Source organism: Shewanella sp. SW1 (assembly GCF_025653545.1).
In the GTDB taxonomy this organism is placed as follows: Bacteria; Pseudomonadota; Gammaproteobacteria; order Enterobacterales; family Shewanellaceae; genus Shewanella; species Shewanella oncorhynchi.
In genome coordinates this window covers 1-13382 of sequence record NZ_JAKKSG010000012.1, presented here as the reverse complement: position 1 = coordinate 13382, position 13382 = coordinate 1, and the positions used below count along the sequence as shown (strand labels likewise).

The 13382-nt window shown below is 45.6% G+C and carries 11 protein-coding genes and 1 tRNA gene; 10 read left to right on the top strand and 2 right to left on the bottom strand.

What is annotated here, in order from left to right; translation table 11 throughout:
- Positions 1-117 precede the first annotated feature (117 nt).
- Positions 118-193 (top strand) — tRNA-Glu (locus L5M71_RS12000).
- Positions 194-779: 586 nt separating this feature from the next.
- On the opposite strand, the gene L5M71_RS11995 is transcribed toward L5M71_RS12000, so the two are convergent.
- On the bottom strand, positions 780-2609 hold the full coding sequence (locus L5M71_RS11995; RefSeq protein ID WP_113941006.1) for an ABC transporter ATP-binding protein: 1830 nt from the start codon (positions 2607-2609) through the stop codon (positions 780-782).
- 498 nt (positions 2610-3107) lie between these two features.
- Here L5M71_RS11995 and L5M71_RS11990 point away from each other — a divergent pair, with 498 nt between their 5' ends.
- From L5M71_RS11990 to L5M71_RS11960, 7 genes are all read left to right on the top strand, one after another.
- Positions 3108-4799: a DNA-3-methyladenine glycosylase 2 family protein gene (locus L5M71_RS11990; RefSeq protein ID WP_263207610.1), complete on the top strand. Its 1692-nt coding sequence runs from the start codon at positions 3108-3110 to the stop codon at positions 4797-4799.
- A 103-nt stretch (positions 4800-4902) separates the two neighbouring features.
- Positions 4903-5460: a methylated-DNA--[protein]-cysteine S-methyltransferase gene (locus L5M71_RS11985; RefSeq protein WP_263207608.1), complete on the top strand. Its 558-nt coding sequence runs from the start codon at positions 4903-4905 to the stop codon at positions 5458-5460.
- A gap of 47 nt (positions 5461-5507) precedes the next feature.
- Positions 5508-6791, top strand: a complete 1284-nt coding sequence (locus tag L5M71_RS11980) for a DEAD/DEAH box helicase (RefSeq protein ID WP_173243985.1) — start codon at positions 5508-5510, stop codon at positions 6789-6791.
- A 72-nt stretch (positions 6792-6863) separates the two neighbouring features.
- Positions 6864-7334 carry a dual specificity protein phosphatase family protein gene (locus tag L5M71_RS11975; RefSeq protein ID WP_028761083.1) on the top strand — a complete coding sequence of 157 codons (471 nt, stop codon included), beginning with the start codon at positions 6864-6866 and terminating at the stop codon, positions 7332-7334.
- Between the two features lie 139 nt (positions 7335-7473).
- Positions 7474-8373, top strand: a complete 900-nt coding sequence (locus tag L5M71_RS11970; protein WP_028761082.1) for a chemotaxis protein CheV — start codon at positions 7474-7476, stop codon at positions 8371-8373.
- Positions 8374-8544: 171 nt separating this feature from the next.
- On the top strand, positions 8545-9771 hold the full coding sequence (gene sstT, locus L5M71_RS11965; protein ID WP_263173791.1) for a serine/threonine transporter SstT: 1227 nt from the start codon (positions 8545-8547) through the stop codon (positions 9769-9771).
- A 75-nt stretch (positions 9772-9846) separates the two neighbouring features.
- Positions 9847-10371 (top strand): CIA30 family protein, encoded by a 525-nt coding sequence (locus L5M71_RS11960; RefSeq protein WP_263166662.1) that lies wholly within the window; start codon positions 9847-9849, stop codon positions 10369-10371.
- A gap of 173 nt (positions 10372-10544) precedes the next feature.
- Here the strand turns inward: L5M71_RS11960 and L5M71_RS11955 are convergent, their stop codons facing one another.
- Entirely contained in the window at positions 10545-11924 is a 1380-nt protein-coding gene (locus tag L5M71_RS11955; RefSeq protein ID WP_263207606.1) for a Gfo/Idh/MocA family oxidoreductase, read from the bottom strand.
- A 669-nt stretch (positions 11925-12593) separates the two neighbouring features.
- Here L5M71_RS11955 and L5M71_RS11950 point away from each other — a divergent pair.
- Both L5M71_RS11950 and L5M71_RS11945 read left to right on the top strand, forming a co-directional pair.
- Positions 12594-13010, top strand: a complete 417-nt coding sequence (locus L5M71_RS11950) for a DUF4279 domain-containing protein (RefSeq protein ID WP_263207604.1) — start codon at positions 12594-12596, stop codon at positions 13008-13010.
- Positions 13011-13225: 215 nt separating this feature from the next.
- The coding region (locus tag L5M71_RS11945; protein ID WP_263220663.1) for a transposase at positions 13226-13382 on the top strand (157 nt) is incomplete at its 3' end.

The following is a 13382-nucleotide window of genomic DNA, read 5'->3' as shown; positions in this document are numbered from 1 at the left end:
AGAGTAGTTCCTAGCAAATAACTAACGTGTTGTTTGGTAAGAACAAGGCATTTACTTCCTAGCCTACTGAAGTGAATGTGTTACAAAGCTCGGTTACGAGTTAAAACATAAGTCCGGGTCCCCTTCGTCTAGAGGCCTAGGACACCGCCCTTTCACGGCGGTAACAGGGGTTCGAATCCCCTAGGGGATACCAATTTTAATCAAGGTTTATCGAAACTTTGGTTAAAGACAATAAACCACCTTAAGGTGGTTTTTTTGTGTCTGAATTTTGAATATTAAATCGAGATCTCCCCGATTCATTTACGAGTCATACGCCCCGAGTTATTTGCCGAATTTACCCAACAATTCAAACCATCCACATTAAGATAAATAATGCTTCGAGAGGCTTACTTAGTGTGGTGAAGTCATTCTGTTCAATCGTGTGATAAAGATTATTGAAGCGTTTTCTTGCTTAACTTTGCGCTAATCCATAGCTAAAACTCACCTTTCGGATTGTTCAGTGTGTTGGCACTTTGAATGCAGCTACTCTCAATGCTGATAAGTTGAGCCGTTAAGCGCGGTTTATCTCTTGTTTCCAATCGTTCAACGAGTGAAGTTTGAAGTGAACCGTTCTTACGGTAGCTATTGTAATAGCTGAATAGCGTATCGTTGCGGTGAATATGCGGGCGAGTGTAAGAGTGAAGCTTGTGGGAGGTGGGCAGAATTAGGTGGAAACTTATTTGAGATAAAAAAGGCGACACTCACTGCTGAGTGTCGCCTTTCGTCATCTCACCTTTGGCTTAGTCTACACCTAAGAATCCACCGGTTTGGTGCGCCCATAATTGAGCATAAATACCGCCTGCGGCGATGAGTTCATGGTGTGTGCCTTGCTCAACGACTCGGCCTTGATCTAATACAATTAACCTATCCATCGCGGCAATAGTCGAAAGTCGATGGGCAATCGCGATCACTGTCTTGCCTTGCATTAATTCATACAAACTTTCTTGAATTGCAGCTTCGACTTCGGAATCTAGTGCAGATGTGGCTTCATCAAGCAGTAAAATAGGCGCATTTTTTAATAAAACCCGCGCGATGGCGATACGCTGTCTTTGGCCACCAGAGAGTTTTACGCCGCGTTCACCCACTTGGGCATCTAAGCCATGATTACCGTTAGGATCACTGAGTTCCTGAATAAAGTCATAGGCTTGAGCTTGTTTAATCGCGCGATCAAGTTGCTCTTCACTGGCACTGGGATTGCCGTAAAGAATATTCTCGCGAATGGTGCGGTGCAAGAGGGAGGTATCTTGAGTTACCATGCCAATTTGCGAACGCAGTGAATCTTGCATAACCATCTTGATGTCTTGATCATCGATATTAATCTGACCTTTTTCAACATCGTAGAATCGCATTAGTAGATTCACTAGGGTCGATTTACCTGCGCCAGAACGCCCCACTAAACCAACTTTTTCACCTGCTTTAATATTCAAATTTAGATCTTCAATCACGCCAGTCTGCTCACCGTAATGGAAACACACTTGGTTGAAATCAATCTTGCCATGATTGACGACCAGCGCCTTGGCGTTTGGCTCATCTTGGATGATCGTTGTTTTCGATAAGGTGTTCATTCCATCGGTAACCGTGCCGATATTTTCGAATAACGAACTGATTTCCCACATTATCCACTGTGACATGCCGTTTAAGCGCAGTGCTAAACTGACCGCAATGGCGATGGCGCCGACCGTGATTGCGCTATCGGTCCATAGGGCTATCGATACTGCTGCAATACTAAAGGCCAACAGATAGTTGATGATTTGCACGCTGACGCTGATGCCCGTCACTAAGCGCATTTGGCGATAAACCGTGTCTAAAAATATCCGCATACTGGATTTGGCGTATTCGGCTTCTTTCTGTGTGTGGGCAAATAGCTTCACTGTGGTGATGTTGGTATAGCTGTCGACGATACGGCCTGTCATGGTTGAGCGCGCATCGGCTTGCTCGGTAGAGACACTTTTTAGTCTAGGCACAAAGTACCATTGCAGACCAACATACAGTGCAAGCCAGACGAGCATAGGTATGACTAAGCGCAGATCAGCGCTGGCGATCATCACTAGCATAGAGGTGAAATACACTAAAATGTATACCAACACATCGAGCAATTTCATCACAGTTTCGCGCACGGCTAAGGATGTTTGCATCACTTTCGTGGCGATTCTGCCAGCAAAATCATCTTGATAAAACGATACACTTTGTTTTAGCAAATAACGGTGTGCAAGCCAGCGGATCGACATAGGATAATTGCCGAGCAAGGTTTGATGCATGATAAGCGCATGCAGTAATACCAATATTGGCATCACAATTATCACCATACCTCCCATCAGCATTAAGGTCGTGCCTTCGTCTTGGAATAACGTTTCGGGATTTTTTTTCACCAGCCAATCAACTAATTGACCCATGAATCCGAACAGTGACACTTCAAGCATGGCTAGCATGGCGGTCAGCACTGACATTAAGATCAGCGGCAGTTCGTAGCCCTTAGTATAGTGGCGACAAAAAGCATAAACCCCTGTGGGTGGTTTAGTGGGTTCATCATCGGGTAGGGCTTCAACCCAGGATTCAAATCGTTTAAACATGAATTAACTCTATGGTGAGATAAAAAATAGTCGGCTCTAGCATATACCCAAACAACCTGAAGATGCAGGATTCAGCGGGAATTTAACGCACTTTAGGCAAGGCCATTTATTGCTCCTGCATAAATGACATTCACGCCATCCATGGCGATTGCGGTTATTTGCAGACCTAGCGGACTAAGTTAAAAATAACCAACACGGCATAAAGTGCGTTACCCCGTGGTTAACATCAGCCGCCGGGACGGAGCGTCTAGGGCACTCCACTTCCGTGTTGCACCAATTCAAAAGGTGGCCGACATTCTGTCATTGATGCGCCTTGAATTGAAGCACCCTAAACGCTCTGAAACTCGTATCTTCAGGTAGCTTGGGTATATAAGATTTCATGCCCTAAAAGCATTGAAATGATTGAGTTCCGTTTTCCGCTAGTGCTACATGCTAGTTTTACGTAAAGTAATGAACAAGAAATTAATTGTGAGCGAATATTGTCGGGCGTGATGAAAAATGAGTACAGATAGTGCTTCTGAGAGTGCAAATAAGCGTGATGAAATAGATTCGGTGCATTCACTGGAGTCCAGTGCGGGGCAACTTTCTGCGTCCATTTGCCGTGAGGCGAGGATGAGCCGCGATCCGCGGTTTGATGGTAAGTTTTTTGTGGGCGTCTTAACGACGGGTATTTATTGCCGAACTGTGTGTCCCGCCGTCGCGCCAAAAGAGCAAAATGTGCGTTATTTTGATTCGGCCGTGAAAGCCGCGCAGGCGGGATTACGCCCATGTTTACGTTGTCGGCCCGACAGTGCGCCGGGATCGAATCCTTGGAAGGGGACTGGCACAACGTTAGCGAGGGCCATTAGCTTAATCGAAGCGGGCGCCTTAGCGGGAAAATCATCGGGAGAGCCAGCCTCGACAGTAACACAATTGGCTGACCGATTAGGGATCAGCAGTCGTTATCTCAATAAGCTCTTTACCGAAGGTTTTGGCACTTCGCCAAAACAATATGCCTTATATCGGCAGTTACTATTTGCTAAACAATTATTGCACCAAACCCAATTATCTATCACTCAAGTCTCGATGGCGGCGGGTTTCAACAGTATTCGCCGTTTCAATGAGGCGTTTAAGCAAACCTTGCAATTGACGCCGACCCAGTTAAGAAAGAGCGCATTAACCAAAGCCGCAAAGGAGTCCATGATTGAGCCATCAACAGGATTAGATGAGATTGATACTATGGGTGAATTTGTGCCGCACTATGGATTAACCTTGTATCAGTATTATCGGCCGCCATTGGATTGGGCATCACAGCTGGCGTTTTATCGCTTACGTGCGGTAACAGGGATGGAATGGTTCACACCGCAGATGAGTCATCCACAAGCGAGCGATGTCGTTGGCGATGAGGCGTCCGTGGTAGATGAGGCCAAAGTTGGCGATAATGGGCTCGAATATGGTCGCTGTTTTGCCCTAGGTAAGATGCGCGGCACAGTGCACATTATCCATGAGCCTAAGCTAAATCGCTTCAAACTCGCGATAATGTTGACCGAAGACTCTCCTGTCGATGAGCTGCAATTGCTGGTCACTGAAGTGCGACGCATTTTAGATCTCGATGCGGATATGCTGCAGATTGAACAAGGCTTAAGTGCGCTACCAAGTTTAGGATTAACACCGTTTTCGGGATTACGCATTCCCGGTGCAGGCTCCTTATTTGAGGCGGCCTGCCGTGCGATTTTAGGCCAGCAAGTGACGGTAGTGCAGGCGACTAAATTACTGAATATATTGGTTGAAGCCTATGGCGAGCGCTTTAATCTCAATGGGTGCGAGTATCGTTTATTTCCTACACCCGAGGCCATTCGTGAGGCGAGTCTAACAGAGCTAAAAATGCCCGGCGTTCGTAAATTAGCCCTCAATGCGCTCGCGGCGTTTATCTGCGTTCATCCTGAGGCGAGTGTCGATGATTGGCTCAGCGTTAAGGGCATAGGTCCTTGGACAATCGCGTATGCTAAGCTCCGCGGTTTGGGCGATCCCAATGTATTTTTGCATACAGATTTGATTGTTAAAAAGCATTTGCTGGCCTTGTATGGCAAGGCCCATAGGCTGGATGAAGCCGCTGCGGGTGCTGTCAACTACCCGCAGCTGTGCCAGCAACTGAGTCAAGAAATTGCGCCTTGGGGCAGTTATTTAACTTTTCAGCTTTGGCATCAATAACCATCAAGCCGCCTCACATTTGACTGCTAGTTTAAAAAGATGATTTAGCGTTAAGTTAAGAGCCAATTTAGAACCAAATTTAGAGCAAACAAAGAGACAGATTATGAAACATGCGATTCGTCAATTGAGCCAAGCGCCGAGTATTGCTGCGTATCAGCCCTGTGCCGTAGATACTTTTATGAGTCCTGCCGGAATATTGCAGTTAAATGCCAATGCCTATGGGCTGAGTCATTTAACGGTTGTCGGCTCGGATCGCACTGAGATTGCGCTTGCTAAGGTGAGTGATGATGTCCTCAATCAAGCTAAGGCGCATATTCGTGAAACTCAAGTGCAGCTCGCGCGTTATTTTGCAGGTGAACTGATTGAATTTAATTTAAAGCTCGCACCTAAAGGCACTGAATTTCAGCGTGAAGTTTGGCAAGCTTTGCTCAATGTAGATTATGGTCAGAGCTGCAGCTATGGGCAGATTGCCGAGCAAATTGGTCGGCCTAAGGCAGTGCGCGCCGTGGGCGCGGCCAATGGCGCCAATCCGATTGCGATTATCGTGCCTTGCCATAGAGTGATAGGCAAAAACGGCAAGTTAACGGGTTACGCCTATGGGCTTGCGATGAAACAGCAGTTATTAACGCTGGAAACTGCCAAGCATTGCCTCGATATTTAAGCTAGAATAGCCGCCTATTAAGATATTGGTGAGCAGTTAAACTTTCTATGACTCAGGCTTCTTCCTCTGCGGCAAGCTTTGCCCAACTCGGCATTATTGCACCTCTGCTAAATCGACTAACCGAATTAGCGTATGTTTCGCCCACACCAGTACAGGCGGCGACGATCCCCGCTGTGCTTGCGGGGCGCGATGTGTTAGCCGGTGCTAATACGGGCTCGGGTAAAACGGCAGCCTTTGCCGTGCCGCTGTTGCAACAACTTGTTGACGCAAAAACAGAAGATAAGACAGGCGCTTATGTTCGTTGTTTGGTCTTAGTCCCAACCCGTGAATTAGCACAACAAGTCGCCGACAGCTTTTTATCCTATGCCTCACATCTTAATGGCAAGCTAAAAATTGTCGCTGCGTTTGGCGGTGTGTCGGTGAATGCGCAAATGCAGAGTCTACGCTCTGGCGCCGACGTACTCGTAGCAACGCCGGGTCGTTTGTTAGATCTGTTGTCCAGTAATGCCATCAAACTCAATCGTGTCAGCGCCTTAGTGCTAGATGAAGCTGACCGCATGTTAAGCCTTGGTTTTACTGAAGAATTAGCTCAAGTGCTCGACGCTTTGCCCGTCAAGAAACAAACCTTATTATTCTCTGCGACATTCCCTGAAGAAGTCCGTGAGTTAACGGCAAAACTGCTTAATAATCCGCTTGAATATCAATTGCAAAGTGAGCAAGAAAGCACGATTCATCAGCGGGTGATCACGGTTAATCGTCCGATGAAAACCGCATTATTGGCGCATCTGATTAAAGAACATCAGTGGTCACAGGCGTTGATCTTCGTGAGTGCCAAAAATACTTGTAATCACTTAGCGCAAAAGCTGTCTAAACGTGGGATCACTGCCGAAGTGTTCCATGGCGATAAAGCCCAAGGCGCGCGTACGCGGGTGCTCGATGGTTTTAAAAATGGTGAGATCAGTGTGTTAATTGCGACCGATATTGCCGCCCGCGGTATCGATATCGATAAACTGCCTGTGGTGATCAACTTTGATTTACCAAGGAGCCCTGCAGATTATATGCATCGTATTGGCCGTAGTGGCCGCGCCGGTGAAGCAGGCTTAGCCGTGACCTTGATTTCCCATGAGGATTATCACCACTTTGGCGTGATAGAGAAAAAGAACAAGCTTAAGTTAGTGCGTGAGCAAATTGTCGGTTTTGAAGCCGATGATGAAATGCCAGCCGAACTGTTAGAACAAGCTAAACCTGTCGCCAAGCCTGAAGGTATGGGTAAAAAAAAACGTAAACAGTTACCGCCTGCCAATGCTGAATTTTGGGGTAAAAAATCTTAAGTCGTTGGAAACAAGCTATTCTTAGCTTATCTCTGGCGTTCCTTGTCATCTCACTTGTCGTAGGTAAGGTTTATGCAACACTTATTCTGGTTAGTTGAAGGTAAAGTCGCAGGGCGCAGTGGCCCTAATAAAGATCCTTGGGATTTACAAGCGCTCAAAGAGGCCGGTATTGGTGCCATTCTGTCGGTCAATGGGGGCGAGGGCTGCGAGCCGAGTGCGTTTAAGCAGCTTGATTTACGTTACGAATGTATTCCCTTTTCGCGCAATGTGCCGCCCCAAGATGGGGATGTGGCGATTTGTGTCGCTCAGTTGCCCAAGGCACTCGCTTTTATTCAGCAATGTGAAGCTGATGAGCTGCCTGTCGTGATCCATTGTCGCTCTGGCAAGGATCGCACCAGTCTTATCATGGCCTATTACTTGATGGTCAATGGTGCAGCGCCATTACATGCGGTGAGCCAAGTTCGTAATATTCGCGATATCGCTTTTACTGCCGAAGGTTGGGATCAATTCGCCTTTGATGTCTTGTACGCATTACAAGACTAAGCACTTGTCGGCGATTGGCATCGAACCTATTAATAAATAGGTAATAATAGTTTCATTCGTTTGACCTTAGTCATCAAAATTTTACTGTGTTAAGGTTAAGCTATCCGAAGGTTGTTTTTAGTGAGTTATTTATCTAATTATGAAAAGTAAGGCAAGTCAGTCACAGGGATTACTACTGTTTCGGTTATCACAGACTCAAGTGTTTGCCTTAGGCACGTTGAAAGTGCGTGAGCTGGTGCCGTACACACAGCTAAGCAAAATTCCCCAATCTCATCCGACGATTCTTGGCGCTTCAACGATTCGTGGCCATACGATTCCTATCATAGATATGGCGGCTGCGATTGGTTATCGGCCGATAGCCCCTGAAGAGCGGGAAAAATGCTACATCATCATCACTGACTGTCAGCGGATGATCATTGGCTTTTTAGTGCGTGGTATCGATAAGATTATTGAATGTAATTGGCGCGATATTGAGGCGCCTTCTGCCAATTTGGGCAAGAATGCTTACTTGACTGGAGTGACTCGTTTTGAGGACCAGTTAGTACAATTGCTCGATGTTGAGTTATTGCTGTCGAAAATTTTCCCGAATAACCCACAGGCAAATCGGGCAATCTTGACCGATGTGCAGCGTGAGAAACTCAAACCCATGAATATCCTGTTAGTGGATGATTCTAAGGTGGCACGTAAGCAGTTATCCGACGCCCTTGATATGATCAACATCCCTTATCGAGTGACCGCCGACGGTAAAGAAGCCTTAGTCATGATGGAACAAGCGGCACTAGAGCATCATCCCATAGATATTCTGGTGAGTGATATCGAGATGCCGGGACTAGATGGTTACGAACTGGCATTTGAGGTGCGTGATAATCCACTGACTGCCAAGGCCTACATCATTTTACACACGTCTTTATCCAGCGAAATAAGCGTGAGTCAGGCCCACCAAGTGGGGGCAAATGAAGCGCTGACTAAGTTCGATGCCCACGAGTTGATTGATGCCATGTTGCGTGGTGCCGATTTAGCCATGAAGCAGCGCCAATAAGGCGCTTGTTAGTTTTTTGTATGCTTTTTGCGGGACAAGGGTAATTTAGTTAGCTTATTTCCCCGCAAAACTAGACAAGTCTAGTTACATCCTATAAAAACCTTATTGGCCTCATTTCCGAAGGTGCGCGTTGGGGATCTCAACCGAAATATAATAACGACAGGTTAAACCATGAAACAAGAATCATCATTATTAGCTAAGTTGGCTAATGGCAGTCTCGTATTACAAATCTTATTAGGGATTATCGCTGGTGTGGTGTTAGCGAGTTTTTCACCCGATAGCGCAAAAGATATCGCCTTCTTAGGCAGTTTATTCGTTGGAGCATTAAAAGCGATTGCTCCAATACTGGTATTTATCTTAGTAGCATCATCGATTGCCAATCAAAAGAAAAATACGCAAACCAATATGCGCCCAATTGTGATCCTGTATTTATTGGGTACCTTTGCCGCGGCGTTAACTGCTGTGATTTTAAGCTCTATTTTCCCCACGACTTTAGTTTTGGTTGCTGGTGTGGAAGGTACAAGTCCTCCACAAGGTATTGGTGAAGTGATCCATACCTTATTATTTAAACTGGTTGATAATCCAGTGAATGCGTTAATGACGGGCAACTATATTGGTATTCTTGCTTGGGGTGTGGGTTTAGGTCTAGCCTTACATCATGCTAGCGATTCGACTAAGCAAGTATTTGCCGACATGAGCCACGGCATTTCGCAAATGGTGCATTTCATTATTCGTTTAGCACCTATTGGTATTTTTGGTTTAGTTGCTGCGACGTTTGCTGAAACCGGTTTTGCCGCAATTGCGGGTTATGCGCAGTTATTGGCTGTGTTATTAGGTGCGATGGCCATTATTGCGTTAATCGTTAATCCTTTAATTGTTTACGTGAAGATTAAACGTAATCCCTATCCGTTGGTATTTCGTTGTTTGCGTGAAAGTGGCGTGACGGCATTTTTTACCCGCTCGAGTGCGGCGAATATTCCGGTGAATATGGCGCTGTGTGAAAAATTAAATCTGCATGAAGACACTTATTCAGTCTCAATTCCCTTAGGTGCCACCATCAATATGGGCGGCGCGGCGATCACTATTACGGTATTGACCTTAGCTGCGGCGCATACCTTGGGCATTCAAGTCGATTTACTCACCGCATTGTTATTGAGCGTTGTCGCCGCTATTTCGGCTTGCGGCGCCTCGGGTGTGGCGGGTGGTTCATTACTGTTGATCCCACTGGCTTGTAGCTTGTTTGGTATTTCTAATGATGTCGCCATGCAAGTAGTCGCTGTCGGCTTTATTATTGGTGTGGTTCAAGATGCAGCCGAAACCGCATTGAACAGCTCTACTGACGTTATCTTTACCGCTGCTGCTTGTGAAGCCGCTGAGAATAAAGCTAAACTGCGTTAACGAGGGCTGTTATTCGTATTGAAAAGTATTATGGAAGCAGTCACTTAGGTGGCTGCTTTTTTTATGGGAGTCGTTATGATCTTTTTTGATTTTAAAGTGCTAGATGCCGCAAAGCCCTGGTATGGAATAAATGACACTGTGATGGGCGGTTTGTCCCGCAGTAAGATGACGGTGTCACCTTTAGGCTATGGTGAGTTTAGTGGCCATGTGTCGCTGGCAAATGGCGGCGGGTTTGCTTCAGTGCGTTGTGAGTTTAGCCCTATAGATGTCAGTGGATTTACTGGGATCTATGTCGAACTCGATGGCGACCGACCTAAAGATTATAAAGTGAATCTAAAGGATGTCGACACACCCCAAAGCACGGTTTATCAAGCGCCTATGCCCGCGCCAAGTCATCAAACGTTTGGCGTGAGTGGCGCTAGAGTCTTGAATTGGCAGCGGATAGAAATTCCCTTCAGTGACTTCTTGCCCCAATGTCGGGGTAAACCGATTTCCCGAGTGGCAATAGATTTAAGCCAAGTCTGTAGTCTAGGGCTAGTGATTGGTGCCCAGCAGAGTGGTGATTTTTCTTTGAAAATCAAAGAAATTGGCTACTATTAGCGTTTATAGTTGGTTTCTTATCATGAGTTTGTTGCCCCTAATTGCTTGTCCCTTATTGCTATTGATGGTGTGGGCATCTCTAAGCTTCATTTAAGAAAAGAAAAAGGATAAGGCCGAGGCACTTATCCTTATGGTGAACCCATCAAAATGATGAGTTTGGCGAAAGCCGCTGCTTAAGCGCCGACAATCCCTAAGGGTTTGGCCGTTTGCCATGCGCCGCGGGTAAAATCTGGGAAGGTGACTGAATTACTGCGGTCATTGACTGAATGTTCACTTAAGATATTCACCACCGACCAAGACGCGCCATCGTACACATCCTGATCTAAGGCCTCGCCATTGCGCAGGCAATAAATCATGCGCCATAACATCACAAAATCCATGCCGCCGTGGCCGCCGTTAATCTCAGCTTCTTTGCCTATTCGTTGCCACAGAGGGTGATCATATTTGTCATACCACTTTTGCATGTCCATATCCCACTCGTGGTAACTTTGACCAAAGCCACCATTTTCGACGGCGATACGATTCGGGAAACCCGCAAACACGCCATTTGTCCCTTGGATTAAATTGTGGCGACTGTAAGGTCTTGGGCTCGTAGTGTCATGCTGCACCATGATGGTCCGGCCCTTAACGGTCTTAATCAGACTGGTATTGATATCCCCATTGATGTACTTGAGCTGATTACGCTCATGATCGGCGGGGAATTCACGTTTAGCATAGAGCGCACGGCCAAGAGCGGGCGAACTCATCGAGGTTAGATAATCAAATCTATCACCGCGGTTGATGTTCATATACTGGGAAACTGGTCCTAAACCGTGGGTCGGGTACAAGTTACCGTTGCGCTTGGTATGCCAATAAGTTCGCCATGAGCCCGTCTTATGGTCTATTTCCTTCATCTGCCAGCGTAGCTCGTGGATATAAGCGGCTTCACCGTGGAGCAACTCACCAAACACACCTTGGCGTACCATGTTGAGAACCATAAGTTCTTCACGGCCGTAGTTGACGTTTTCCATCATCATGCAGTTTTTCTGAGTGCGTTCAGCGGTATCCACAATTTGCCAGCATTCTTCTACTGTGAGTGCTAACGGTACTTCGACAAAGGCATGTTTACCGCTTTCCATCGTCTCTATCGCCATAGGTGCGTGCCATTCCCATGGAGTAGAAATGATCACAATATCAATATCATCGCGGCTCAAGAGATCGCGATAGCTCAGGTCATTACCAGTATAGACTGCCGGTTTTGGCCGATTCTGTTTAACGATATGATCCACGGCTCTGTCCAGCACCGCTAGGTGAGTATCACAAATAGCTTTAAGTTCAACGCCTTCTAAATGACAGAATTGCTCGACATGGCTAAAGCCACGCTCGCCAACACCTATAAAGCCAACTCGAACCACGTCCATCTTGGGGGCTATGAGTCCGATAACGGATTTACCCGTTTGCGGTTTAGGGGCGACACTACTGGCGTAGGCGTTGAGGGCAATATTGGCTGTGACGAGTCCGGCGGTAGCTGCACCCGCTGCTTTAAGAAAGTGACGACGATGAATGTTATGCATAGCGCTTCCTGCTTTATTTTTGTTTTGTAGGGATATTGAAATATCACTTGGTCTTATTTGTGCGGTAATTCACTTATGGGTTATATCAGAAACCCTATTAAAATTGGCAATAAAAGATGTAACAAGCTCCTATAAGTCCATTTGATATATGAAATGCGCACGTTATGGGGTTATGTAAAAATTTTAAAAAAAACAATTTCTTGAGTTATTTTTGTTGTGAGTTCATCAATATGATCAAACCAAACTAAAAAACGAAAGTGGGCAATATATGGAGCATATTCATACCAAAGGATTGAGTTCTAGATTTGTAGAAATAACGCTACACCCCCTTGTGCTTAACTCTTCAACAAGAGTCGTAGAAACTGGAAGAGATACAATTGTATCTAAATTGCTTGTTTGTGAGTGCTTTCTGTCAATACACGTGCGTGTTATTTCAAACATCTAAATCTAAAAATATTTAAAATTAAACACTTACAGGTTACCGTTTTAGGATAATTGGTGTGGAAAACGCGCATGCGTGTCTTTCTGATGGATTCTTGTATATGAAAAGCGGTAGAAAGCTGATAACTTCTAGTTAATACAAATAGTTAAGTGTGTGCGTTTTTATTTTTCTATGGACGCCAACGCTACGCTGCATTGGCGCTTTTTAGCTCAGCATTAGGGCCTTTTATGGGTGCATTTGAATATTCACAAGCCACTCTTCGGATCTTCGGGGATGATTTGATACCTGAAGACGTATCAAATTTACTTGGTGGTACTGCAACTAAAAGTAAAAAGAAAGGTGATGAAGATGTCAGCAAAACCAGTGGAAAAGTGCGGATTGCCAAAACGGGTAGCTGGCATTTTCAGGCTAAAAAGAGAGAGCCAGAAGACCTAAACGCGCAGATTGAAGCAATTTTATCCCAGCTAACAAGTGACTTAGCGATATGGGAAAAGCTTTATCAAAGCTACAAAGTTGACATGTTTTGCGGCTTGTTTATGGGCAACTGGAATGATGGTTTGAGCTTGTCACCTGAAATCATGTTGGCACTTGGTCAACGTAGAATTGTTTTAAGTTTAGATGTTTATAGTGGGTCGGACGATTAAGATGGTTGTCGCCTCTAAAAACAAATGTTAAAGCCAGCAAAATTGCTGGCTGCGACATCAACCCGCAGCACGACTTTGCGTGCTAAATTTGGGCGCTAGGCACTAAAACCTTACTTGTTTTTCATTAGGGTCTGTTGATCTTTCGAGAGTAATTTTTAGACAGCATGGCAAGACGTTATAATTTGCTTCGCCAAAAGTAACCATAACCTCAAGCCATGCCAAGACTTATGCTAACCGATGCACGCTGGGAAAAGCTATTTCATTTAATGAAAAGCACAGGCCGTGTTTATGACAAACCTGAACATAGACAAACATTCGAAGGTATTCTTTACCGCCTTAGAACAGGTATCCCTTGGCGAAATTTACCTAAAG

Excerpts from the sequence above, each read along its gene's own strand:
- L5M71_RS11955 (WP_263207606.1), bottom strand. The coding sequence starts at position 11,924 with ATGCATAACATTCATCGTCGTCACTTTCTTAAAGCAGCGGGTGCAGCT.
- L5M71_RS11985 (WP_263207608.1), top strand. The coding sequence starts at position 4,903 with ATGAAACATGCGATTCGTCAATTGAGCCAAGCGCCGAGTATTGCTGCG.
- sstT (WP_263173791.1), top strand. The coding sequence starts at position 8,545 with ATGAAACAAGAATCATCATTATTAGCTAAGTTGGCTAATGGCAGTCTC.
- L5M71_RS11995 (WP_113941006.1), bottom strand. The coding sequence starts at position 2,609 with ATGTTTAAACGATTTGAATCCTGGGTTGAAGCCCTACCCGATGATGAA.
- L5M71_RS11990 (WP_263207610.1), top strand. The coding sequence starts at position 3,108 with ATGAGTACAGATAGTGCTTCTGAGAGTGCAAATAAGCGTGATGAAATA.
- L5M71_RS11975 (WP_028761083.1), top strand. The coding sequence starts at position 6,864 with ATGCAACACTTATTCTGGTTAGTTGAAGGTAAAGTCGCAGGGCGCAGT.
- L5M71_RS11950 (WP_263207604.1), top strand. The coding sequence starts at position 12,594 with ATGGGTGCATTTGAATATTCACAAGCCACTCTTCGGATCTTCGGGGAT.
- L5M71_RS11960 (WP_263166662.1), top strand. The coding sequence starts at position 9,847 with ATGATCTTTTTTGATTTTAAAGTGCTAGATGCCGCAAAGCCCTGGTAT.
- L5M71_RS11980 (WP_173243985.1), top strand. The coding sequence starts at position 5,508 with ATGACTCAGGCTTCTTCCTCTGCGGCAAGCTTTGCCCAACTCGGCATT.
- L5M71_RS11970 (WP_028761082.1), top strand. The coding sequence starts at position 7,474 with ATGAAAAGTAAGGCAAGTCAGTCACAGGGATTACTACTGTTTCGGTTA.